The sequence below is a fragment of the Aquabacterium sp. genome (genome assembly GCF_014378415.1).
Taxonomy (GTDB): domain Bacteria; phylum Pseudomonadota; class Gammaproteobacteria; order Burkholderiales; family Burkholderiaceae_C; genus Aquabacterium.
In genome coordinates, this window is sequence record NZ_JACMNS010000163.1 from 1 (window position 1) to 22,388 (window position 22,388).

At 60.8% G+C, this 22,388-nt stretch carries 19 protein-coding genes; 12 read left to right on the top strand and 7 right to left on the bottom strand.

The features are described 5' to 3' along the window. The 3 genes from H7225_RS14605 to H7225_RS14615 all read left to right on the top strand — a co-directional run. Nucleotides 1–923: ABC transporter permease subunit (locus tag H7225_RS14605; protein WP_290663075.1), on the top strand; the 923-nt coding region annotated here is incomplete at its 5' end. Next, nucleotides 923–1,987 (top strand): ABC transporter permease, encoded by a 1,065-nt coding sequence (locus H7225_RS14610; protein ID WP_290663077.1) that lies wholly within the window; start codon nt 923–925, stop codon nt 1,985–1,987. The genes H7225_RS14605 and H7225_RS14610, both read left to right, overlap by 1 nt. Next, the gene (locus H7225_RS14615; RefSeq protein WP_290663079.1) at nt 1,984–3,624 is read left to right on the top strand and encodes a dipeptide ABC transporter ATP-binding protein; all 1,641 of its coding nucleotides are present in this window, start codon (nt 1,984–1,986) and stop codon (nt 3,622–3,624) included. Before H7225_RS14610 ends, H7225_RS14615 begins: the two co-directional genes overlap by 4 nt. Here H7225_RS14615 and H7225_RS14620 read toward each other — a convergent pair. Further along, nucleotides 3,614–5,275 (bottom strand): NAD(P)/FAD-dependent oxidoreductase, encoded by a 1,662-nt coding sequence (locus tag H7225_RS14620; protein WP_290663081.1) that lies wholly within the window; start codon nt 5,273–5,275, stop codon nt 3,614–3,616. The two genes, H7225_RS14615 and H7225_RS14620, sit on opposite strands and share 11 nt — an antisense overlap. A gap of 58 nt (nt 5,276–5,333) precedes the next feature. Then, complete coding sequence (gene fabI / locus H7225_RS14625) at nt 5,334–6,125, bottom strand: enoyl-ACP reductase FabI (RefSeq protein ID WP_290663083.1); 792 nt, start codon at nt 6,123–6,125, stop codon at nt 5,334–5,336. Nucleotides 6,126–6,365: 240 nt separating this feature from the next. On the opposite strand from fabI, the gene rimP reads away from it, so the two are divergent. The 8 genes from rimP (at nt 6,366) to dusA (ending at nt 17,023) form a co-directional block, all read left to right on the top strand. After that, complete coding sequence (gene rimP, locus H7225_RS14630) at nt 6,366–6,959, top strand: ribosome maturation factor RimP (RefSeq protein ID WP_290663085.1); 594 nt, start codon at nt 6,366–6,368, stop codon at nt 6,957–6,959. After that, a complete protein-coding gene (gene nusA, locus H7225_RS14635; protein ID WP_290663087.1) occupies nt 6,956–8,434 on the top strand; it encodes a transcription termination factor NusA in 1,479 nt (492 codons plus the stop codon). Before rimP ends, nusA begins: the two co-directional genes overlap by 4 nt. A gap of 54 nt (nt 8,435–8,488) precedes the next feature. Further along, nucleotides 8,489–11,530 carry a translation initiation factor IF-2 gene (gene infB / locus H7225_RS14640; protein ID WP_290663089.1) on the top strand — a complete coding sequence of 1,014 codons (3,042 nt, stop codon included), beginning with the start codon at nt 8,489–8,491 and terminating at the stop codon, nt 11,528–11,530. Between the two features lie 88 nt (nt 11,531–11,618). Further along, nucleotides 11,619–12,032 carry a 30S ribosome-binding factor RbfA gene (rbfA, locus tag H7225_RS14645; protein ID WP_290663091.1) on the top strand — a complete coding sequence of 138 codons (414 nt, stop codon included), beginning with the start codon at nt 11,619–11,621 and terminating at the stop codon, nt 12,030–12,032. Further along, nucleotides 12,029–12,991 carry a tRNA pseudouridine(55) synthase TruB gene (gene truB, locus H7225_RS14650; protein WP_290663093.1) on the top strand — a complete coding sequence of 321 codons (963 nt, stop codon included), beginning with the start codon at nt 12,029–12,031 and terminating at the stop codon, nt 12,989–12,991. Before rbfA ends, truB begins: the two co-directional genes overlap by 4 nt. Before the next feature lie 22 nt (nt 12,992–13,013). Continuing rightward, nucleotides 13,014–14,837, top strand: a complete 1,824-nt coding sequence (gene typA / locus H7225_RS14655; RefSeq protein WP_290663095.1) for a translational GTPase TypA — start codon at nt 13,014–13,016, stop codon at nt 14,835–14,837. A gap of 39 nt (nt 14,838–14,876) precedes the next feature. After that, nucleotides 14,877–15,974, top strand: a complete 1,098-nt coding sequence (locus H7225_RS14660) for an enoyl-CoA hydratase/isomerase family protein (RefSeq protein WP_290663097.1) — start codon at nt 14,877–14,879, stop codon at nt 15,972–15,974. A gap of 14 nt (nt 15,975–15,988) precedes the next feature. Beyond that, nucleotides 15,989–17,023 (top strand): tRNA dihydrouridine(20/20a) synthase DusA, encoded by a 1,035-nt coding sequence (dusA, locus tag H7225_RS14665; RefSeq protein ID WP_290663099.1) that lies wholly within the window; start codon nt 15,989–15,991, stop codon nt 17,021–17,023. 69 nt (nt 17,024–17,092) lie between these two features. Here the strand turns inward: dusA and rplI are convergent, their stop codons facing one another. The 5 genes from rplI to ppsA all read right to left on the bottom strand — a co-directional run bounded on the left by rplI (nt 17,093) and on the right by ppsA (nt 21,180). Further along, nucleotides 17,093–17,545 (bottom strand): 50S ribosomal protein L9, encoded by a 453-nt coding sequence (gene rplI / locus H7225_RS14670; protein ID WP_290663101.1) that lies wholly within the window; start codon nt 17,543–17,545, stop codon nt 17,093–17,095. Between the two features lie 12 nt (nt 17,546–17,557). After that, complete coding sequence (gene rpsR / locus H7225_RS14675) at nt 17,558–17,851, bottom strand: 30S ribosomal protein S18 (protein ID WP_290663103.1); 294 nt, start codon at nt 17,849–17,851, stop codon at nt 17,558–17,560. Between the two features lie 12 nt (nt 17,852–17,863). Then, on the bottom strand, nt 17,864–18,154 hold the full coding sequence (gene priB, locus H7225_RS14680; protein ID WP_290663105.1) for a primosomal replication protein N: 291 nt from the start codon (nt 18,152–18,154) through the stop codon (nt 17,864–17,866). A gap of 32 nt (nt 18,155–18,186) precedes the next feature. After that, the gene (gene rpsF, locus H7225_RS14685; RefSeq protein ID WP_290663107.1) at nt 18,187–18,558 is read right to left on the bottom strand and encodes a 30S ribosomal protein S6; all 372 of its coding nucleotides are present in this window, start codon (nt 18,556–18,558) and stop codon (nt 18,187–18,189) included. Nucleotides 18,559–18,759: 201 nt separating this feature from the next. After that, a complete protein-coding gene (gene ppsA, locus H7225_RS14690; protein ID WP_290663109.1) occupies nt 18,760–21,180 on the bottom strand; it encodes a phosphoenolpyruvate synthase in 2,421 nt (806 codons plus the stop codon). A 212-nt stretch (nt 21,181–21,392) separates the two neighbouring features. Between ppsA and H7225_RS14695 the strand changes: the two genes are divergently transcribed. After that, nucleotides 21,393–22,241, top strand: coding sequence for a pyruvate, water dikinase regulatory protein (locus H7225_RS14695; protein WP_290663111.1), 849 nt, complete (start codon nt 21,393–21,395; stop codon nt 22,239–22,241). Nucleotides 22,242–22,388: the final 147 nt, after the last annotated feature.

Consider the following 22,388-nt stretch of genomic DNA (forward strand, 5'->3'; position numbering starts at 1 on the left):
CCCAGCTCAAGAACCGCGGTGAAGGCGGCGAGAGCGCCATGTCGCAAGGCGCTGGCTACCGGGGCCGCCAGGGCGTGGATCCGGCCCAGATCGAAGAGATCAAAAAGCTGTATGGCTTTGACAAACCGCTTCACGAACGCTACGTGACCATGCTCGCATCGTTCGCCCGCTTTGACCTGGGCAAGAGCTTCTTCCACCACAAGGACGTGTGGGCGCTGGTGAAAGAAAAACTGCCGGTCTCCATCACCCTGGGCTTGTGGACCTTCGTGCTCAGTTACCTCATCTCCGTGCCCTTGGGCATCGCCAAAGCCGTGCGGGCGGGCAGCCGCTTCGACATGGTCACCAGCCTGATCGTGCTGATCGGCTATGCCATCCCGGGCTTCGTGCTAGGCGTGGCGCTGCTCGTGCTGTTTGGCGGTGGCAGCTTCCTGGCCTGGTTCCCCCTGCGCGGCTTGACGTCCTCCGGCTGGGAAGACCTCAGCTTGGCAGGCAAGGTGGTGGATTACCTCTGGCACATCGCCTTGCCGGTCACCGCCAGCGTGTTGGGCAGCTTCGCCGTCATCACCATGCTCACCAAGAACGCCTTCCTTGAAGAGATCCGCAAACAGTACGTCCTCACCGCCCGCGCCAAGGGCTTGAGCGAGCGCCAGGTCTTGTGGAAGCACGTGTTCCGCAATGCGCTCATCCCCATCATCACGGGCTTCCCGGCGGCATTCATTGGTGCTTTCTTCGCAGGCTCGCTTTTGATCGAAACCTTGTTCTCGCTCGATGGCTTGGGTTTGCTGGGCTATGAATCGGTGATCCGCCGCGACTACCCGGTGGTCTTGGGCACCTTGTACCTGTTCACGCTGATCGGCCTGGTCACCAAGCTCATCAGCGACCTTTGCTATGTGTGGGTTGATCCCCGCGTTAAGTTCGACTGATGGCGATCACCGCAACCACCTTGGCCTCCCCGGTGTCCTTGTCGCCATCACGGCGGGCCTGGCTGCGCTTCAAGCAGCACCGGCTGGGCTACTGGAGCTTCCTGGTCTTCGCGGCTTTGCTGGTCTTGTGCCTGTTCGCCGACCTGCTGTCCAACGACAAGCCCCTGGTGGCCCGCTACAACGGACATTGGTACGTGCCCATCGTCCACAACGTCCCTGAGACGGCATTCGGTGGCGACTTCGACACCCCCACCGATTTCCTCGACCCCTTCATCGTTGCGCAGTTCAAGAAGTCGCCAGACAATTTCGCCATCTACCCGCTTAACCGCTATCACCACAAAACCATCAACTACTTCGCCAAATCGCCCAACCCATCTGAGCCTTCCAGCGACAACTGGCTGGGCACCGATGACCGGGGCCGCGACATCGTGGCCCGGCTGCTCTACGGCTTTCGGGTGTCCATCGGCTTTGCGTTGGCGCTCACGGTCATCGGTGTGGTGTTGGGCGTGGCCACTGGTGCGGTTCAAGGCTTCTACGGTGGCAAAACCGACTTGGTCTTCCAGCGTTTCATCGAGATCTGGGGGTCCATGCCCGAGCTGTATTTGCTCATCATCTTCGCCGCCATGTTCAACCCCAGCCTGGGGCTGCTGCTGGTACTGCTCAGCCTGTTTGGCTGGATGGGCCTGTCTGACTACGTTCGGGCCGAATTCCTGCGCAACCGCCAGTTGGACTATGTGCGTTCGGCGCGCGCTTTGGGGCTGAGCAATTGGCAAATCATCTGGCGCCATGTGTTGCCCAACAGCATGACCCCGGTGGTCACTTTTTTGCCCTTCCGCATGAGTGCGGCCATCCTCGCGCTGACATCTTTGGATTTCCTGGGCCTGGGCGTGCCGCCAGACACCCCCAGCCTGGGCGAGTTGCTCGCCCAGGGCAAGAACAACCTGGACGCCTGGTGGATCTCTCTGTCAACCTTCCTGGTGCTGGTGGTCACCCTGCTGCTGCTCACCTTCATGGGCGATGCCTTGCGTGATGCGCTCGATCCGCGCAAGGAGCTGGCGTCATGAGCGTCGTCAAACCACTTCTATCGGTGCGCGATCTGCGCATCCGCTTTGGCAGCAAGACCGTGGTGCAGGGTGTCAGCTTTGATCTGTTGCCCGGCGAAAAGCTGGCGCTGGTGGGTGAATCGGGCTCGGGCAAAACCATCACCGCGCTCAGCCTGCTCAAACTGGTACCCCAAGCCCACATCGAAGGTTCGGCCGTGCTGAACGTGGCCCCCGACGGCCCCCGCGAACTACTCGGCCTGACCGAGCATGAGCTGCGGGGCGTGCGTGGCCGCGACGTCGCCGTGATCTTCCAGGAGCCCATGACCGCGCTCAACCCGCTGTTCACCATTGGCGAACAGATCGCCGAGGTGATCGAGCTGCACGAAGGGCTGTCTCGGCGAGAAGCCTGGCAGCGCGCGGTCGCCCTGCTGGCCAGCACGGGCATCCCCGAGCCCCAGCGCCGCGCAGGCGCGTACCCGCATCAGCTGTCCGGCGGGCAACGCCAGCGCGCCATGATCGCCATGGCCCTGGCCTGCCAGCCCAAGCTGCTGTTGGCCGACGAGCCCACCACCGCCTTGGACGTCACCTTGCGTCAACAGATCCTGGGCTTGCTGGACGACCTGCAGCGCAGCCACCAGATGGCCGTGCTGATGATCACGCACGACCTCAACCTGGTCCGCAACTTTGCCGACCGCGTGGCCGTCATGGAAAAAGGCTTGCTGGTGGAGCAGGGCACCGTCGACGAAGTGTTTGGCAACCCACAACATCCCTACACCCGCAAGCTGCTTGACAGCCGGCCGCACCGTGATGTGGTCGAAGCTTCGACCAACGCTGCGCAGCAACAACCTGTGCTTCAGGCCAAACACCTTCGCGTGGGTTACCCGGTCCCCAAGCCTGGCTTCAAAGGCTGGTTCAGCCATGGCGAGTACGTCGCCGTTAAATCGGCCGACCTGCAACTCGCACCTGGGCAAACCTTGGGTGTGATCGGCGAGTCGGGCTCTGGCAAATCCACCTTGGCCCTGGCCGCGCTGGGCCTGCAGCCCTTTCAAGGCCACTTGCAGGTCGGCGGCCAAAGCTGGAAGCTCAATGCTCGGGCTGACAAGCCGCTCAGGCGCACCATCCAGGTGGTGTTCCAGGATCCCTTTTCCTCACTGTCGCCCCGCATGACCGTGGAAGACCTCGTCACCGAAGGCCTCACCATCCACCACCCTGATTTGAGCCAGGCACAGCGCCGAACTCAGGCCCTGGCCACGCTGGCCGATGTCGGCTTGACCGAGGATCAGTTCCCCCAGTTACTCGATCGTTACCCCCATGAGTTCTCCGGCGGTCAGCGTCAGCGCCTGGCGCTGGCCCGTGCCTTGGTGGTCGATCCCCAGGCCCTGGTGCTGGACGAACCCACCAGCGCGCTCGACGTCACCATCCAGAAGCAGATCCTGTCACTGTTGCAGCGCCTTCAGCGCGAACGCGGTTTGAGCTACCTGCTCATCACCCACGATGTCGAGGTGGTGGCGGCCATGGCGCACGACATCATCGTCATGAAAGACGGTGACATCGTCGAGTCTGGCCCAGCGCTGCAGGTGCTGCAATCTCCTCGCCATGACTACACGCGCGCCTTGCTGGCGGCGGTTCCGGCGCGGGCAGCAGTGATCAAGCCTTGATGCAGACGCCCAGCATCTCCCGGCCCAACGCCTCGGCCACTTCGATCCCATCCACCCCGGCCGACATGATGCCGCCCGCGTACCCGGCGCCTTCACCGGCCGGGTACAAGCCCTTGATGTTCAGGCTCTGGAAATCCTTGCCGCGTGTGATCCGCAATGGCGACGAGGTGCGTGTCTCAACGCCTGTCAGCACCGCGTCCGGCATCGAAAACCCCTTGATCTGCTTGTCAAAGGCGGGCAGCGCCTCACGGATGGCGGCCAGCGCGTAGTCCGGCAAGCTGCCATTGCCCGGCTGCGCCAAGTCGGTCAGGTACACACCGGGCTTGTACGACGGCTGCACGCTGCCCAAGGCCTTGCTGGGCCGGCCCTTGATGAAATCGCCCACCAGTTGGCCTGGCGCCGCATAAGTGCCGCCGCCGAGTTCGTAAGCGCGCGATTCCCAGAAACGTTGAAATGCCATGCCATCCAGCGGACTCACGGGCCCTTCGGTCAAACCATCTTGCCGATAGTCCTGTGGCGAAATACCCACCACGATGCCCGCATTCGCATTGCGTTCATTGCGCGAATACTGGCTCATGCCATTGGTCACCACGCGGCCCGGCTCGGACGTGGCCGCCACCACCGTGCCCCCGGGGCACATGCAAAAGCTGTAGACCGCGCGGCCATTGCTGGCGTGGTGCACCAACTTGTAGTCGGCCGCCCCCAGGATCTGGTTGCCGGCGTTCGGCCCAAAGCGGGCGCGGTCGATCAGTCCTTGCGGGTGCTCAATGCGGTAGCCGATTGAAAACGGCTTGGCCTCCATGTAGACGCCGCGTTCGTGCAGCATCGTGAAGGTGTCCCGGGCACTGTGCCCCAGCGCCAGCACAACATGGTCTGAACGGAGCGCTTCGCCCGACGCCAGGGTCACGCCCCGAATGTGCCCGTCCTCGATCAGCACATCGGTCATGCGCTGCTGAAAACGAATTTCCCCACCCAGTGCCTCGATGTCGGCTCGCATCTTCTCGACCATGCCCACCAGTCGGAAGGTGCCGACGTGCGGCTTGCTGACAAACAGGATTTCTTCAGGCGCACCCGCTTTCACGAACTCGGTCAGCACCTTGCGCGTCAGATGGCGCGGATCGCTGATCTGGCTCCACAACTTGCCATCCGAGAAGGTGCCCGCACCGCCTTCGCCGAACTGCACATTCGACTCGGGATGCAGCACGCCTTGCCGCCACAGGCCCCAGGTGTCCTTGGTGCGTTCGCGCACCTCCTTGCCACGTTCCAGCACGATCGGGCGAAGTCCCATCTGGGCCAGGATCAGAGCGGCGAAGATGCCGCAAGGGCCGAAGCCAATCACCAATGGGCGGGACCTTTGCGGAGCAAAGAAATCCGCAGCCGCATGCCCCACGAAGTGATAGCTGGTGTCGGGCGTGGGCCGCACATGCTGATCGCCACTGAATTGCGCCAGCACGGCCGACTCATCGACCAGCACGCAATCCACCGTGTAAATCAGCACCACGGCCGATTTCTTGCGCGCGTCGTAGCTGCGTTTGAACACTGTGAACGAGGTCAGATCGGCATCGCCGATGCCCAACCTGGCCACCACAGCCGGACGCAAAGCGTCCTCGGCATGGTTCAGGGGCAGTCGCAGTTCAGTGAGTCTCAGCATGGTCGAAGTCCGTGGGCCAGGGCAATTGGCCAGAACCGCGCATTTTACGGGGTTGGCGTCACTCCGCGCCGTTGTTCATGCCGCTCATGGCGTGGCTGAAGCCGCCATCCACGTACGTGATCTCGGCCGTCACGCCTGCCGCCAGGTCGGACATCATGAAGGCGGCCACATTGCCCACGTCGTCGATCGTCACATTGCGGCGCGAAGGCGCGCTTTGCTCAACCACGTCCAGGATTTGGCGAAAGCCTTTGATCCCTGATGCCGCCAGGGTTTTGATCGGTCCGGCGGAAATACCGTTCACGCGGATGCCCTTGGGGCTCAGGCTGGCAGCGGTGTAGCGCACGCTGGCTTCCAGCGATGCCTTGGCCAGGCCCATGGTGTTGTAATTGGGCACAATTCGTTCTGACCCCAAATACGTGAGTGTCAGCAGTGCGGCGGTGCTGTTCAGGTAGGGCAGGGCGGCCTTGGCCATGGCTGGGAAGCTGTAGCTGGAGATGTCGTGCGCGATGCGGAATGACTCGCGTGACAGGCCTTCAAGGAAGTCACCCGCAATGGCTTCTTTCGGTGCAAAGCCGATGGAATGCACGAATCCGTCGAAGGTGGGCCAGGTTTTGGCCAGATCCGCGAACATCGCCATGATCTGCTCGTCACTGGCCACGTCGCAGTCAAAAATCAGGCTGGAGTTGAACTCCTTGGCGAACTCGGTGGTGCGCTCCTTGAAGCGTTCGCCCACATAGCTGAAAGCCAGCTCCGCACCTTCGCGGTGGCAGGCCTTGGCAATGCCATAGGCGATGGAGCGGTTGGACAACAGTCCGGTGATCAGCAGACGTTTGCCGGCGAGAAAGCCCATGGAGTCTCCAGTGTTAGTGCTAAACCAGCGGGGATTCTGGCATGCCACAAGGGCGGGGCGGTAATTTCGGGCACAACCCTTGCTGATGGCGCTGCGTGAGGCTAGAATATCGGCTTCGCTGATTACGTCAGGTGGGCGGATGACTCCAGCCCATTTTTTTCGCTTGTCATTTTTTGATCGGCTTTGATTCTGCCTAAAAACAGAGTTTTATGTCGGTCCCAGATTGCGTATTGAGAGTTGATGAGTTTGGTCAAAGCTGTTGAAAACACCGTGACTGGTTTGGGTTACGAGTTGGTGGATTGCGAGCGCACCCCGCAGGGATTGCTGTGCGTGTACATCGATCGCCTGCCTGATGGTGTGTACGACTTGCCGGGCGAATACGTCACGGTGGAAGACTGTGAAAAGGTCAACCGCCAGCTTCAATATGCGCTGGAAGTGGTCAATGTTGATTACAGCCGCCTGGAGGTTTCGTCTCCAGGGCTTGACCGACCATTGAGGACACCCGCGCATTTCGAACGTTTCGCTGGCGTCGAAATCGAGATATCTCTGAAAGTCCCCTTCCAGGGACGCAAGAACTATCGTGGGGTTCTTGAGGCAGTCGAGTTGCCTGAAGGCGAAGCCGCTCCCGAGGGTGGGGCCTGGCAATTGGTCTTCAGTGTGGGCGAAGGCAAGAACGCAGTAGAGCAAGCATTGGGTTTCACGCTCGATGAAGTCCGCGACGCACGACTCGTGCCCGTGGTTGACTTCAAAGGGCGAGGCCGTCGGGTGGCAACCCCGGAGGCTGGTGAAGTAGCCGTGGATGAGGCGCAAGATCTCGGAGGTCAGAAAAAATGAACCGCGAATTGTTGATGTTGGTCGATGCTATTTCGCGCGAAAAAAGCGTGGAACGCGACATCGTGTTTGGAGCTGTTGAATCGGCACTGGCCTCGGCCACCAAGAAGTTGTACAGCGGTGGCGAGGTGGACATCCGTGTCGCCGTCGACCGCGAAGATGGCAACTACGAGACCTTCCGTCGTTGGCACGTCGTGCCCAACGAGGCTGGCCTGCAGCTGCCCGAGGCTGAAATTCTGCTTTTTGAAGCCCAGGAGCAGATCGAGGACATCGAAGTCGATGATTACATCGAAGAATCGATCGAATCCATGCCGATTGGCCGCATTGGTGCGCAAGCTGCCAAGCAGGTCATTCTGCAAAAGATCCGCGATGCCGAGCGTGAGCAACTGCTGAACGACTTCCTGTCGCGTGGCGACAAGATCTTCGTCGGCACCGTCAAGCGCATGGACAAAGGCGACGTGATCGTCGAGTCCGGCCGCGTCGAAGGCCGCCTCAAGCGCAGCGAGATGATCCCCAAGGAAAATCTCCGCACCGCCGACCGTGTCCGGGCCTACATCCTGGGTGTCGATTCCGCCGTGCGTGGTCCTCAGATCATGCTGTCGCGCAGCGCCCCCGAGTTCATGATGGAGCTGTTCCGCCAGGAAGTGCCCGAGATCGAACAGGGTCTGCTTGAGATCAAGAGCTGCGCCCGTGACGCGGGTTCGCGTGCGAAGATCGCCGTGCTGTCGCATGACAAGCGCGTTGATCCCATCGGTACCTGCGTCGGCGTGCGCGGTTCACGCGTTACCGCCGTGACCAACGAATTGGCGGGCGAACGTGTCGACATCGTCTTGTGGTCTGAAGATCCGGCCCAATTTGTGATTGGTGCGCTGGCCCCGGCCAACGTGCAATCTATCTTTGTGGACGAAGAAAAGCACGCCATGGACGTGGCCGTGGACGAGGAAAACCTTGCCATCGCCATCGGCCGTGGTGGTCAAAACGTGCGCCTGGCGTCAGAATTGACGGGCTGGCGCATCAACATCATGACGAAGGAAGAATCGGCGCAAAAGCAAGCCGTTGAAACCGACGTCATCCGCAAGCTCTTCGTCGACAAGCTCGACGTGGACGAGGAAGTGGCCGAGATCCTGATCGCCGAAGGCTTCACCAGCCTTGAAGAAGTGGCTTACGTGCCGCTGCAGGAAATGTTGGAAATCGAATCGTTTGACGAAGACACGGTCAATGAGTTGCGCACCCGAGCAAAAGACTCACTGCTGACCATGGAAATCGCCAAGGAAGAAGAAGTCGAGACTTTGTCGCAAAATCTCAAGGGTCTGGATGGCCTGACCCCTGAGTTGATCGCCAAATTGGCGGAAGCCGGGATTCACACCCGTGACGACCTGGCTGACCTGGCCGTCGACGAGTTGACCGAGATCACGGAAGTGGGCGATGAACAAGCCCGCAGCCTGATCATGAAGGCTCGTGAACACTGGTTTGTGTGATCGTCCGCCGCCCTCGACCTCTCATTTAGCAAGTACATCGCAAGGATTAACATAATGGCCGTGACCACCGTCGCACAACTCGCCGCGGAGCTCAATCGCCCGGCAGCGACACTGCTGGAGCAGCTGCATTCAGCGGGCGTGCCGAAAGCTTCGCACGAAGACGTGCTCACGGAGGCCGACAAAGAGCGCCTGCTGGGCCATCTTCGTCAGGTCCACGGTTCGGCCGCGGCTGATCGCAAGAAGATCACGCTGACACGCAAATCGACCACCGAGATCAAGCAAGCCGATGCGTCGGGCAAGGCCCGCACCATCCAGGTCGAAGTGCGCAAGAAGCGCACCTTCGTCAAGCGCGATGACGTGGGTGGTGGCGAAGAGTCCGCCCCCGAAATCGACGAAGCCGATCTGCAGCGTCGCGAAGAAGAAGCTCGTCACGAAGTCGAAGCCCTGCGTGCGCAGGAAGAAGCTCTGAACGAACAGCGTCGCCAGCGTGAAGAGCAAGAGCGCATCCAGCGTGAAGTTGCTGAGGCTGCGCAAGCCAAAGCGGCTGAAGAGGCTGCACGCGCTGTGCAGGACACCGCCCAACTGACGACACAGCAAGAAGCTGTGGCCCGCCGTGCTGCGCAAGAGGCTGCAGCACGTGCCGAGTCCGCTGCGCTGACCGCGTCATCCAAGAACCGCAACACCCGCAAGACCGCTGCGGTAGTGGTCGAAGCGGTTGCTGCCCCCGCGGTGGCGCTGGCTGAGGGTGGCGATGGTGCTGAAGGTTCTTCCGATGAGGTGAGTACTGCTCCTGTGGTGACGACCAGTGCTGTTGCACCTGTTGTGGCTGCAGCGGCAGCCCCCGTGGTGCCTGTCGCCCCGATCAAGCCTTCTGGTGTGCGCGTGGTCAAGGCCGCGACGATCGAGGCCGAAGAAAAGCAACGCATTGCCGATCTGGCTGGCCGCCGCAAGGCTGCCGAAGACGAAGCCGCCGCGATTCGCGCCATGATGTCGGCGCCCCGCAAGGTGATGACGGCCGCCAAGCCTGTCGAGCCACCCAAAGTGGCTGACGCGAACAAAGAAGGCATCAAGGGCACCATTCACAAGCCCAAGGGCGCTCCTGGTGCGCCCGCAGCGCCAGGTGTTGCCAAGCCTGGCGACAAGAAATCAGTCAAGTCCGAAAAGCTCTCGTCGAGCTGGGCGGATGACGCCAAGAAGCGTGCCGCGGCTGGTAACAAAGGCCCTGCAGGCCGTCCTGGTGGTGCCAACGGTTGGCGCGCGCCGGGTGGCCGTGGCGGTCGCCGTGGTGACAACCGCAACAGCGACCACCAGTCCAACTTCGTCGCCCCGAGCGAGCCGCAAGTCATTGAAGTGCATGTGCCTGAAACCATCAGCGTGGCCGATCTGGCTCACAAGATGTCGGTCAAGGCTTCCGAGGTCATCAAGCATTTGATGAAGCTGGGTCAGATGGTCACCATCAATCAGCAGCTTGATCAGGAAACCGCCATGATCCTCGTTGAGGAACTGGGCCACACCGCGGTCGCTGCCAAATTGGACGATCCGGACGCTTTCCTCGAAGAAGAACACGCCGCTCAAACCGGCGAGTTGATGCCCCGCGCACCCGTGGTCACCGTCATGGGTCACGTCGACCATGGCAAGACCTCGCTGCTGGATTACATCCGCACCAGCCGCGTGGCGGCCGGTGAAGCTGGTGGCATCACGCAGCACATTGGCGCGTACCACGTTGACACGCCTCGCGGCATGATCACCTTCCTGGACACCCCCGGTCACGAGGCCTTCACGGCCATGCGTGCCCGTGGCGCCAAGGCCACTGACATCGTCATCCTGGTGGTGGCGGCGGACGACGGCGTGATGCCGCAGACCAAGGAAGCCATCCACCACGCCAAAGCGGCTGGGGTGCCGATCGTGGTCGCGATCAACAAGATCGACAAGCCCGATTCCAACCTCGAACGCGTCAAGCAAGAGCTGGTGGGTGAGCAAGTCGTGCCTGAAGAGTACGGTGGTGATTCACCCTTCGTGCTGGTGTCGGCCAAGACCGGTCAGGGCATTGATGCCTTGCTCGAACAAGTGCTGCTCCAGGCCGAAGTGCTGGAACTCAAGGCGCCGACCGAAGCCATGGCCAAGGGTCTGGTCATCGAAGCGCGCCTGGACAAGGGCCGCGGTCCTGTCGCAACCGTGCTGATTCAAACCGGTACGCTTAAACGTGGTGACGTGGTTCTGGCAGGTGCCAGCTACGGCCGGGTTCGTGCCATGTTGGACGAGAACGGCAAGACCATCGCCGAGGCTGGTCCGTCCATCCCCGTTGAAATCCAGGGTCTGACCGAAGTGCCTTTGGCAGGCACCGAATTCATGGTGTTGTCCGACGAGCGTCGTGCCCGTGAAATCGCCACTTTCCGCCAAGGTCGTTACCGCGACGTCAAGCTGTCCAAGCAGCAAGCTGCCAAGCTCGAAAACATGTTCGAGAACATGGGCCAGGGCGAAGTGCAAACGCTGCCGCTCATCATCAAGGCCGACGTGCAGGGCTCGCAAGAAGCCTTGGGTCAGTCCTTGCTCAAGCTGTCGACGCCCGAGATCAAAGTGCAGATCGTTCATGCCGCCGTGGGTGGTATCAGCGAGTCCGACGTCAACCTGGCCATTGCCTCCAAGGCGGTGCTGATTGGCTTCAACACCCGTGCAGACGCTGGCGCTCGCAAGCTGGCCGAGCACAACGGTGTGGACATCCGCTACTACAACATCATTTACGACGCCGTGGATGAAGTGAAGGCAGCGATGTCGGGCATGTTGGCGCCCGAGTTGCGCGAAGAAGTCATCGGTTCTGCCGAGATCCGCCAGGTGTTCATCGCCTCGAAGATCGGCACGATCGCTGGGTGTATGGTTCTGTCCGGCGTAGTCCGCCGCAGCGCACGTCTGCGTCTGCTGCGCGAAAACGTGGTCATTTACACCGGCGAGCTCGATGGGCTCAAGCGCTTCAAGGACGACGTCAAGGAAGTCAAGGAAGGCTTCGAGTGCGGCCTCAACCTCAAGGGCTACAACGACATCAAAGAAGGCGATGTCCTGGAGTTCTTCGAAATCAAGGAAGTCGCCCGCACCTTGTAAGGCATTCACGTGCCTTCGGGCCTGAACCGCGACCCCGCCTTCACCCGGCGGGGTTCGTGCTTGAGGGCTTGTGCTTCAGGAATTCACCATGCGCCATAAAAAATCAGCTCCCAACCGCAGCCACCGTGTTTCTGACCAGATTCAGCGCGATGTGGCCGAGCTCATCCGCGATCTGAAAGATCCGCGCATCGGCATGATCACGATCAACCACGTTGACGTGACGCCCGACTATGCACACGCCAAGGTGTTTTTCTCGGTGCTGACCGGTGACTCACAAGCTTGCGAACTGGCCTTGAACGAGGCGGCAGGTTTCGTCCGCAACGGTTTGTTCAAGCGCCTGCAGATCCACACCGTGCCCACCTTGCATTTCCACTTTGACCGCACCACCGAACGTGCGGCCGAACTCAGCGCCTTGATCACCAAGGCGGTGAAAGACAAGGCCAAGGACGCCGACGACGTGCCTGCGGACACCAAATCCCCCGGTGAGGCCCAGCCCGAATGAACAACAGGCCGCCGCGTCAACCGCGCCGCGCTTTGCACGGTGTCATCTTGTTGGACAAGCCCCTGGGCCTGTCGAGCAATGACGCCTTGCAGAAAGTGCGCCGCCTGATGCGCGCCGAGAAGGCGGGCCACACCGGCACGCTCGACCCTTTGGCCACAGGCCTGTTGCCTTTGTGCTTTGGCGCCGCGACCAAGTTTGCGCAGGTGTCGCTGGAGGCTGACAAGGCCTATCGCGCCACCCTCAAACTGGGCCAGACCACCACCACGGGTGATGGCGAAGGGCAGGTCGTTCAAGAGCGTCTGGTCCAGGTCGACGATTCGGCCATCGCCATCGCCTGCGCCGCGATGACCGGCGAGATTGACCAGGTGCCACCCATGCATTCGGCGCTCAAGCACGAAGGCCGGGCGCTGTACGAATACGCCCGAGAAGGCATTGAAATCGAACGCGCATCTCGCCGCATCACCATTCACGCCATTGACATCGTTGGCTGGCAAGGTGACAGCCTGACGCTTGACGTCCGCTGCAGCAAAGGCACTTACATCCGAACGCTGGCCGAGTCCATCGGCGAGCACCTGGGTTGTGGTGCCTACCTGCAAGGCCTGCGCCGCACGGCCAGTGGTGGTACGACGCTGGATGGCGCCGTGACCCTGGACGCCCTGCAAGCCATGACCGAAGCTGAGCGTGACACCCACCTGCAAGCCGCCGATGTGCTTTTGTCTGATTGGCCCGCCGTGGTCCTCGACGAAAGCGAAGCCGGTCGCTTCCTGACCGGCCTGCGCCGCCGCGTGAAGCTAGACGACGCCCCCCAAGTTCGGGTCTACGGACCCAACCCCACGGCCGCCAACGGCCAGTTGCCCCGGGTGTTGCTGGGCAGCGCCCACATCAAGGCCGGTGAATTGATCCCGACCCGTTTACTCAGCCCTGCCGAAGTGCAAGGGCTGTTGACCCCAGTTCTTTGATTTTCAGACCAGTGAGCCTCGCATGAGCAAACAAATCCGCAACATCGCCATCATCGCCCACGTTGACCATGGCAAGACCACCATGGTTGACCAACTGCTGCGGCAGTCCGGCACCTTCGCCGACCACGAAAAAATCGTGGACACCGTGATGGACAACAATGCCATCGAACGCGAACGGGGCATCACCATTCTGGCCAAGAACTGCGCCGTGAGCTGGGAAGGTACCCACATCAACATCGTCGATACCCCGGGTCACGCCGACTTCGGTGGTGAAGTCGAACGCGCCCTGTCCATGGTGGACGGTGTGGTGCTGCTGATCGATGCGCAAGAAGGCCCGATGCCGCAAACGCGCTTCGTGACCAAGAAGGCACTGGCCCTGGGCCTCAAGCCCATCGTCGTGGTCAACAAGGTGGACAAGCCCGGTGCCAAGCCCGATGCCGTGGTCAACGCTGCTTTCGATCTTTTTGACAAGCTGGGCGCCACAGACGAGCAATTGGATTTCCCTGTGGTGTATGCCTCGGGCATCAATGGCTGGACCTCTTTGGTCGAAGGCGCACCTGGTGAGAAGTGGGGTGAAGACATGTCTGCCCTGTTCAACACCGTGCTCAAGCACGTGCCTGCTCAGAGTGGCGACCCCGCAGCCCCCCTGCAACTGCAAATCTCGGCGCTGGATTTCTCCACCTTCGTGGGGCGCATTGGCGTGGGCCGCATCAGCCAAGGCACGATCAAACCCAACATGGACGTGGTCGTGATGGAAGGCCCTGAGGGCAAGGCCATCAAGGGTCGCATCAACCAGGTGCTGACTTTCCACGGTCTGGACCGCGTGCAAGTGACCGACGCTGGCCCCGGCAACATCGTGCTGATCAACGGCCTCGAAGACATCAACATCGGTGTGACGGTGACGGACCGGGAGAACCCCTTGCCCTTGCCGATGCTCAAGATCGATGAGCCGACGCTGACCATGAACTTCTGCGTGAATAACTCGCCTTTGGCCGGTCGCGAAGGCAAGTACGTGACCAGCCGTCAGATCTGGGACCGCCTGCAGAAAGAGCTGCAACACAACGTGGCCCTGCGCGTTAAAGAAACCGACGAAGACGGCATCTTTGAAGTCATGGGCCGGGGTGAATTGCACCTGACCATTCTTCTGGAAAACATGCGCCGTGAAGGCTTCGAGCTGGCCGTGTCCAAGCCTAGGGTGGTGTTCCAGGAGATCAATGGCGAGAAGTGCGAGCCCATGGAACTGGTGACCGTTGACGTCGAAGAAATCCACCAAGGTGGCGTGATGCAAGCGCTGGGTCTGCGAAAGGGCGACATGGTCAACATGGAGCCGGACGGCCGTGGCCGCGTTCGCCTGGAGTACCGCATCCCGGCTCGGGGCCTGATCGGTTTCAGCAACGAGTTCATGAACTTGACCCGTGGCTCTGGCCTGATTGCCTCGCTGTTCGACGGCTACGAGCCGCACAAGGGCGAGATCGGTGGCCGCAAGAACGGCGTGCTGATTTCCATGGATGAAGGTGAAATTTTCACCTACGCCCTGGGTAAGTTGGACGACCGTGGCCGCATGTTCGTCAAGCCGAATGATCCGGTGTACGAAGGCATGATCGTCGGTATCCACAGCCGCGACAATGACCTGGTCGTGAACGCTACCCGCACCAAGCAACTGACCAACTTCCGCGTGTCGGGCAAGGAAGACGCGATCAAGATCACGCCTCCGATTGACCTGACGCTGGAGTACGGCGTTGACTTCATTGACGACGACGAGCTGGTTGAAATCACACCCAAGTCGATCCGTGTGCGCAAGCGATTCCTCAAGGAAGGCGATCGCAAGCGCAATCGCAGCGCTTGAGTTCAGGTCCTGATTTGAGGCGTTGAGAGGTCGTTCACCATGATAGAAGTTGGCATGGTGGGTTCGGTGGGCGTGATTCGCCTGAACCGGCCCAAGGCGCTCAACGCGCTCAATCTGGAGATGGTCAGGGCGCTGACCGAGGTGCTGAAGCACTGGGAGGATGATCCCAGCGTCGTCGGCATCGTGCTGCGTGGCTCGGCCCGCCCAGGCGAGGACGCCGCCAACTTTTGTGCTGGCGGTGACATCCGCTTCATGCACAGCGCTGCCTTGTCGGGCGATTTACGGCTCGACGATTTTTTCACCGAAGAGTACGCACTCGACCACATGCTGCACAGCTATCCCAAGCCCATCGTGGCCTGGATGGAGGGCATCGTGATGGGCGGTGGCATGGGCATGGCCCAGGGCGCAAGCTTGCGCGTGGTGACTGAACGTGCTCACCTGGCCATGCCCGAGACGCGCATCGGCTTGTTCCCGGACGTGGCCGCCGGCTATTTTCTGTCGCGCTGTCCCGGCAGGGTGGGTGAGTACCTTGGCGTGTGCGGCAAAGGCATTGCGGCAGCCGAGGCCTTGGCCTGGGGCTTGGCAGATGCCTATTCTCCCGCCCATGAACTGGATCCCTGGCTGGAATCCTTGGCCCAGAAACCGCCCAGCACCGATGCCGGCTTCTTGCGCCGTGCCCGCGCCATGCTGAGCTTGGCTGACCAGTCGGGCATGAAACCTTCTGTGCTGTTGGCCGAGCGTGAGCGCATTGACCGCTACTTCGCGCACAACACCGTGGCCGAGATTTTGTCGTCGCTGGCCACGGATGACAGCGAGTGGGCGCGCCAGACCATTCACCACATGGCGGGCAATTCTCCCCTGATGATGTGCGTGACCCTGGAACAGATTCGCCGCGCACGCGCGATGAGTTTGTCGCAGGTGTTCCGCATGGAGCGCGACATGGTGCGCCATTGCTTCGGCTTGCGCAAAGGGCGCCAGAGTGAAACCGTGGAAGGCATCCGCGCCCTGGTGGTTGACAAGGACCATCAGCCCATGTGGAATCCGGGCAGCACTTTGGAAGTGAGCGCAGAGATGGTGCAGGTTTTTTTTGAAAGTCCTTGGCCACAATGGCGGCATCCTCTGCGTGACCTGAGCTGAAAACGAGACAAAAGATGGACTTGCCACACAGCCCATGGCGCCTGAGCGTGGCGCCGATGATTGACTGGACGGACCGGCATTGTCGCTATTTCCACCGCCAGTTGAGCCGCCACGCGCGCCTGTACACCGAGATGGTGACCACCGGTGCGCTGCTGCATGGGAACGTGCCACGTCACCTTGATTTCAACGGCGAAGAGCATCCGTTGGCCCTGCAACTGGGCGGCAGCGAGCCTGCTGACTTGGCCGCTTGCGCCAAGCTCGCCCAGCAATGGGGTTATGACGAGGTCAACCTCAACTGCGGCTGCCCCAGTGAGCGGGTGCAGCGGGGTGCTTTTGGTGCCTGCCTGATGGCCGAAGCGCCTTTGGTGGCCGATGGCGTCAAAGCCATGCTGGATGCCACGGGCGGCAATGCGCGCATGCCGATCACTGTCAAGCACCGCATTGGCATCGACCAGAGCGAGAGCTACGACTTCGTCCGCGACTTCGTGGGCACGGTTGCCGATGCTGGCTGCGAGGTGTTCATGGTGCATGCCCGCAATGCCTGGCTGAAAGGCCTGAGCCCAAAGGAAAACCGTGAGGTGCCGCCGTTGCGCTACGAGTTCGTTCATCAGCTCAAGCGCGACTTTCCCCATCTGACCATCGTGCTCAATGGTGGCATCACCGACAACGCGCAGATTGCCGAGCAGCTGAAGCCCAACGCGGTGTTCGATGGCGTGACGCTGGACGGTGTCATGGTGGGGCGGTCTGCCTATCACCAGCCCTGGATGATGGCCGATTGGGACGCCCTGTTCTATGGCGACGAGTCACTGGGCACCGACCGGCGCCGCCAGGACCTGGAAGCGGCCATGGTGGTGTACTGCGGGCGCGAAATCGCGCGCACACAAGGCATGGAAGGCGCTGCGGTGCGCTGGTCCTCCGTGATTCGGCACATTCTGGGCCTGTACAACGGCTTGCCCGGCGCGCGGCGTTGGCGCCAGGTCTGGTCAGACCATCAACTCAAGGCCTTGTCGCCTGCCGAGGTGATGCGTTTGGCCCACCAACGCGCCTGATCTGACCGAGGTATGAAAAAAGGCACCCGAAGGTGCCTTTGTCGTGCGGTGTGAAACCTGACTGATGAATCAGGCGACTTCGCCAACCACGGTCACGGTCACGTCGACCACCACGTCAGTGTGCAGAGCCACCGACACGCTGTGGTCGCCAACGATCTTCAAAGGACCATTGGGCAAGCGCACTTGCGCCTTGACCACATCGTAGCCAGCCTTCTTCAGGCCGTCGGCGATGTCGGCATTGGTGACCGAACCGAACAGGCGGCCGTCAACGCCAGCCTTTTGGCTCACGGTCACGGTCTTGCCATTCAGGCGGTCGCCCTGGGCTTGTGCCGCAGCGTGCTTGTCGGCTTGAGCCTTTTCGATCTCGGCGCGGCGAGCTTCGAATTCGGCGATGGCCTTGGTGGTGGCACGACGGGCGCGGCCCGAAGGGATCAGGAAATTACGGGCGTAGCCGTCTTTGACCTTGACCACGTCACCCAGGGTACCCAGGTTGACGACTTTTTCGAGGAGGATGATTTGCATGTCGAAAACTCCTTAGACCTTGTGCTGGTCACTGTAAGGCAGCATGGCCAGGAAGCGAGCGCGCTTGATGGCGTTTGTCAGCTGGCGTTGATAGATCGCACGCGTGCCGGTCAGGCGAGCGGGGATGATCTTGCCGTTTTCGGCGATGAAATCGCGCAAGGTGTCGATGTCCTTGTAGTCGATCTGTTCAACACCGGTGACGGTGAAGCGGCAGAAGCGCTTGCGGCGGAACAGCAACGATTGGGTGTTGCGCTTGCCTTTACGGTCTTTGGAGAACTTACCGTTCTTGGAACGAGGAGCGGGCATTTGATGACCTCTTTAAACAGTGTCGTTGAGTTCGGTGATGTGCAGCAACACACCGCGTCCGTTGCGAGGAGCTCCCAGGAAACCAGCCAGCCCAAGGGGCACGCCAATCTCGCATCGGATCAATTGCTCGGCAATTGATCCGATGGCCACCGCCTTGATGTCCATTGCCACCTTGCGGGGCTGCTGGGCTTCGACGACATCCGATTCGTGTTTCAGAACCAGGTCGAGTGCGGGTAATCCGGCCGGGGTGTATCTCAGCGCTTTGCGTTCAATGATCTGGGCTGTCAACAGCACACGGTTCATGAGAGCGCGGACGCGATGCCTTTCGGCATCAATCAGGCAGCAGCTTGTTGCTCTTGGTGACTGGCCTTGCGGGCTTCATCACGCTCAACTTGCTTCATCATGACGGACGGGCCAGCCGGAGCCTTGGCATTCACCACGGTCAGGTGGCGGAGCACAGCATCATTGAACTTGAAGCCGGTTTCCAACTCAATCAAGGTTTCGTTGGTCGTCTCGATGTTCAGGCACAGGTAGTGCGCCTTGGCCAGCTTGACGATCTGGTACGCCAGTTGACGGCGGCCCCAGTCTTCAACACGGTGCACCTGGCCACCAGTGGAGGTGATCAGGGTCTTGTAGCGCTCCAGCATGGCTGGAACTTGCTCGCTTTGATCCGGGTGGATCAGCAGCACGATTTCATAGTGACGCATAAATGCTCCTTATGGATTCCCCGCCCAGCGCCTTTTGAAAGGTCACCAGACAGGATGGAAGCCGTCGCGAAGCGTCAAACCCGCAAACGGCAAGGGCTGCTCGAATGTCAAAAAAGCATCTGAGCAACAAATGTGTAGCCAAATATTATAGCGCGCACATTGACATTTGCCAATGGGAGCTCGGCAAAATGTGCTGCGGCCTTATTTCTTCTGGGCCAGGCGCTGCCATGTTTCGACCACCGTGTCGGGGTTCAGGGACATGGACACGATGCCTTCGTCGGCGAGCCAGTCGGCAAAATCCGGGTGGTCGCTGGGGCCTTGTCCGCAAATGCCGATGTATTTGCCTTGGGCGCGGCAGGCCGCGATGGCGCGCGAGATCATGGCCTTGACGGCCGGGTCGCGTTCGTCAAAGTCCTGGGCCAGCACTGGCAGGCCGGAGTCGCGGTCCAGGCCCAGTGTGAGCTGGGTCAAGTCGTTCGAGCCGATGGACATGCCGTCGAAGTACTCGAGGAACTGGTCGGCCAGGATGGCGTTGCTGGGCACTTCGCACATCATGATGATTTTCAGGCCGTCCTTGCCGCCTTGCGATTCGCGCACCAGGCCGTGGTCGGCCAGCATGCCGGTCACTTTTTCTGCCTGCTTCAAGGTGCGCACGAAGGGCACCATGATTTCAACGTTGCTCAGGCCCATGTCGGTGCGCACGCGCTTGAGGGCTTCGCACTCCATGGCGAAGGCCTCGCCGAATTCGGCGCTGATGTAGCGCGAGGCGCCCCGAAAGCCCAGCATGGGATTTTCTTCTTCAGGCTCGTAGCGCGAACCGCCAATGAGTTTTTTGTACTCGTTGGATTTGAAGTCGGACAGGCGCACGATCACGGGCTTGGGCCAGAAAGCGGCGGCGATGGTGGCGATGCCTTCGGCCAGCTTGTCGACGTAGAAAGCGCGCGGGCTGGCGTGGCCACGAGCGACGGATTCCACCGCTTTTTTCAGGTCATTGTCGACATTCGGGTAGTCAAGGATGGCCTTGGGGTGCACGCCGATGTTGTTGTTGATGATGAGCTCGAGGCGGGCCAGACCCACGCCGTTGATGGGCATCTGCGCGAAGTCAAAAGCCAGTTGAGGGTTGCCCACGTTCATCATGATCTTGATGCCGACGTGGGGCATTTCGCCACGGGTGACTTCGGTGATTTCTGTCTCTAACAGGCCGTCGTAGACGTGGCCGGTGTCGCCTTCGGAGCAGGCCACGGTGACCAGGGCGCCGTCATTGAGCTTTTCGGTCGCGTTGCCGCAGCCGACCACGGCCGGGATGCCAAGTTCACGCGCGATGATGGCGGCGTGGCAGGTGCGCCCGCCCCGGTTGGTGACGATGGCGCTGGCGCGCTTCATGACAGGCTCCCAGTTGGGGTCGGTCATGTCGGTGACCAGCACATCGCCGGGTTGCACGGTGTCCATCTCGGCCAGCGAATGAACCACGCGGACGGGGCCGGTGCCAATCTTCTGGCCAATGGCGCGGCCTTCGGCCAGCACGGTGCCGGTGCTCTTGAGCTTGTAGCGCTGCTCGGTCTTGCCTTGCTGCTGGCTCTTCACGGTCTCGGGGCGGGCTTGCAGGATGTAGATCTTGCCGTCGATGCCGTCTTTGCCCCACTCGATGTCCATGGGGCGGCCGTAGTGCTCCTCGATGATGAGTGCGTACTTGCCCAGCTCGGTCACGTCTTCGTTGCTGAGGCTGTAGCGGTTGCGCAGCTCGTGGGTGGTGTCGATGGTGCGCACCAGCTTGCCGGAGGCGGCTTTTTCTTCTGGCGTGGCGAACTCCATTTTGATCAACTTGGAGCCCAGGTTGCGGCGGATCACGGCCTGCTTGCCAGATTTCAGCGCGGGCTTGTGCACGTAGAACTCGTCAGGGTTGACGGCGCCCTGCACCACGGTTTCACCCAGGCCGTAGCTGGAGGTGATGAAAACCACGTCCTGGAAGCCCGACTCGGTGTCGATGGTGAACATGACCCCAGCGGCGCCCAGGTCGGAGCGCACCATGCGTTGCACGCCCGCCGACAGGGCGACTACATCGTGCTCGAAACCCTTGTGCACGCGGTAGGAAATGGCGCGGTCGTTGTACAGCGAGGCGAACACGTGCTTCATCGCTTCGAGCACATTGTCGATGCCGACCACGTTGAGGAAGCTTTCCTGCTGACCGGCGAACGAAGCATCCGGCAAGTCTTCGGCGGTGGCGGACGAGCGCACGGCGAATGACATCTCGGTGCTCGAATCGGCGACCAGGCGGTCATAGAAGGTTTCGATTTCCGCTTGCAGGCGCGGCTGGAAAGGTGTCTCGACAATCCATTTACGGATCTCGGCGCCAGCGACGGCCAGCGAGCGCACATCGTCGATGTTGAGGCCTTCGAGGCGGGTGGCGATACGGTCGCCAAGCGAGGCGCCGCCGTCGATGGCATGGTCGAGAAAGTCGCGGAACGCTTGCGCCGTGGTGGCAAAGCCGCCCGGCACGCGCACACCGGCGCCAGCGAGCTGGCTGATCATTTCACCGAGCGATGCATTCTTGCCGCCCACCGATTCGACATCCGTCATGCGCAGATTGTCGAATGCGGCGACGTAGACTGCCTGGTCATTCATTGCTGAGTTGGTCATGGTAAAACACCCTTACTTGAGATAGAAATCTTTACGCCAGGGCGATAAGGGGCTGGTTTTGTTGTTATTCTTGCCCACGTACCGCACAATTGAAACCGTTGCCGAGCATTCTACAGCGTCCGCCAGCAATTTACAGTCCACAATGTCGGAACAATAACAGCAAGCAACCCTTATCTCTTCACTCTGCAGACACCTCCATGACCAATGAAACGCGCCCCGCCATGCCGCCCTCGCCGAACACGGTGTTTTTTGTGTCGGACGGCACCGGCATCACCGCCGAAACCTTTGGCCACGCGGTGCTAAGCCAGTTCGAGATGCGTTTTCGCCAGGTGCGCATGCCCTTCATCGACACCATCGACAAGGCGCACGACGCCGTGCGCAAGATTAACGAGACCTTCGCTGCCGACCAGCAAAAGCCGATCATCTTCTCGACCCTGGTCAAGCCTGAGCTGTCGAAGGTGATTCGCAATGCGCACGGCATGCACATGGACCTGATCAGCACCTTTGTGGCGCCGCTCGAGCAGGAGTTGGGGGTGATGTCGACCCACACGATTGGCCGCTCGCACAATGTGGTCGACAGTGAAGCGTACAAAAACCGCATCGAGGCCATCAATTTCTCGCTGGCGCATGACGATGGCCAGTCGCACAAGAATCTGGCCTCGGCCGACGTCATCCTGGTGGGCGTCTCGCGCTCCGGCAAGACGCCCACCAGCCTGTACCTGGCCATGCAATACGGCATCAAGGCAGCCAATTACCCCTTGATTCCCGATGATTTCGAGCGTGGCAAGTTGCCATCGAACTTACCGCCGTTCCGCCACAAGATTTTCGGCCTGTCGATCACCCCCGAGCGGTTGTCGGAAATTCGCCACGAGCGCCGCGCCGGCAGTAAATACGCCTCACTGGAAAATTGTCGCTACGAAGTGAACGAAGCCGAAGCGATGATGAAACGGGAAGGCATCCGCTGGCTGTCGTCGACCACCAAATCCATCGAAGAAATCGCCACCACCATCCTGCAGGAAATCAAGCCTGATCGGCGGGAGTATTAGACATTCAAACAAAAGTGAAAACCTACTTTTGTTTGGACTGGTTAGAGAAGCCAAGGGAAAAACCGGCTTACAGGCCAGGGATGAATGGAAAAAATCACTGGCGGAGCCAGATGATTTTTAGAGGGGGACGACAACCCGATTCAGATC

Excerpts from the sequence above, each read along its gene's own strand:
- H7225_RS14610 (WP_290663077.1), top strand. The coding sequence starts at position 923 with ATGGCGATCACCGCAACCACCTTGGCCTCCCCGGTGTCCTTGTCGCCA.
- H7225_RS14615 (WP_290663079.1), top strand. The coding sequence starts at position 1,984 with ATGAGCGTCGTCAAACCACTTCTATCGGTGCGCGATCTGCGCATCCGC.
- H7225_RS14620 (WP_290663081.1), bottom strand. The coding sequence starts at position 5,275 with ATGCTGAGACTCACTGAACTGCGACTGCCCCTGAACCATGCCGAGGAC.
- fabI (WP_290663083.1), bottom strand. The coding sequence starts at position 6,125 with ATGGGCTTTCTCGCCGGCAAACGTCTGCTGATCACCGGACTGTTGTCC.
- rimP (WP_290663085.1), top strand. The coding sequence starts at position 6,366 with ATGAGTTTGGTCAAAGCTGTTGAAAACACCGTGACTGGTTTGGGTTAC.
- nusA (WP_290663087.1), top strand. The coding sequence starts at position 6,956 with ATGAACCGCGAATTGTTGATGTTGGTCGATGCTATTTCGCGCGAAAAA.
- infB (WP_290663089.1), top strand. The coding sequence starts at position 8,489 with ATGGCCGTGACCACCGTCGCACAACTCGCCGCGGAGCTCAATCGCCCG.
- rbfA (WP_290663091.1), top strand. The coding sequence starts at position 11,619 with ATGCGCCATAAAAAATCAGCTCCCAACCGCAGCCACCGTGTTTCTGAC.
- truB (WP_290663093.1), top strand. The coding sequence starts at position 12,029 with ATGAACAACAGGCCGCCGCGTCAACCGCGCCGCGCTTTGCACGGTGTC.
- typA (WP_290663095.1), top strand. The coding sequence starts at position 13,014 with ATGAGCAAACAAATCCGCAACATCGCCATCATCGCCCACGTTGACCAT.
- H7225_RS14660 (WP_290663097.1), top strand. The coding sequence starts at position 14,877 with ATGATAGAAGTTGGCATGGTGGGTTCGGTGGGCGTGATTCGCCTGAAC.
- dusA (WP_290663099.1), top strand. The coding sequence starts at position 15,989 with ATGGACTTGCCACACAGCCCATGGCGCCTGAGCGTGGCGCCGATGATT.
- rplI (WP_290663101.1), bottom strand. The coding sequence starts at position 17,545 with ATGCAAATCATCCTCCTCGAAAAAGTCGTCAACCTGGGTACCCTGGGT.
- rpsR (WP_290663103.1), bottom strand. The coding sequence starts at position 17,851 with ATGCCCGCTCCTCGTTCCAAGAACGGTAAGTTCTCCAAAGACCGTAAA.
- priB (WP_290663105.1), bottom strand. The coding sequence starts at position 18,154 with ATGAACCGTGTGCTGTTGACAGCCCAGATCATTGAACGCAAAGCGCTG.
- rpsF (WP_290663107.1), bottom strand. The coding sequence starts at position 18,558 with ATGCGTCACTATGAAATCGTGCTGCTGATCCACCCGGATCAAAGCGAG.
- ppsA (WP_290663109.1), bottom strand. The coding sequence starts at position 21,180 with ATGAATGACCAGGCAGTCTACGTCGCCGCATTCGACAATCTGCGCATG.
- H7225_RS14695 (WP_290663111.1), top strand. The coding sequence starts at position 21,393 with ATGACCAATGAAACGCGCCCCGCCATGCCGCCCTCGCCGAACACGGTG.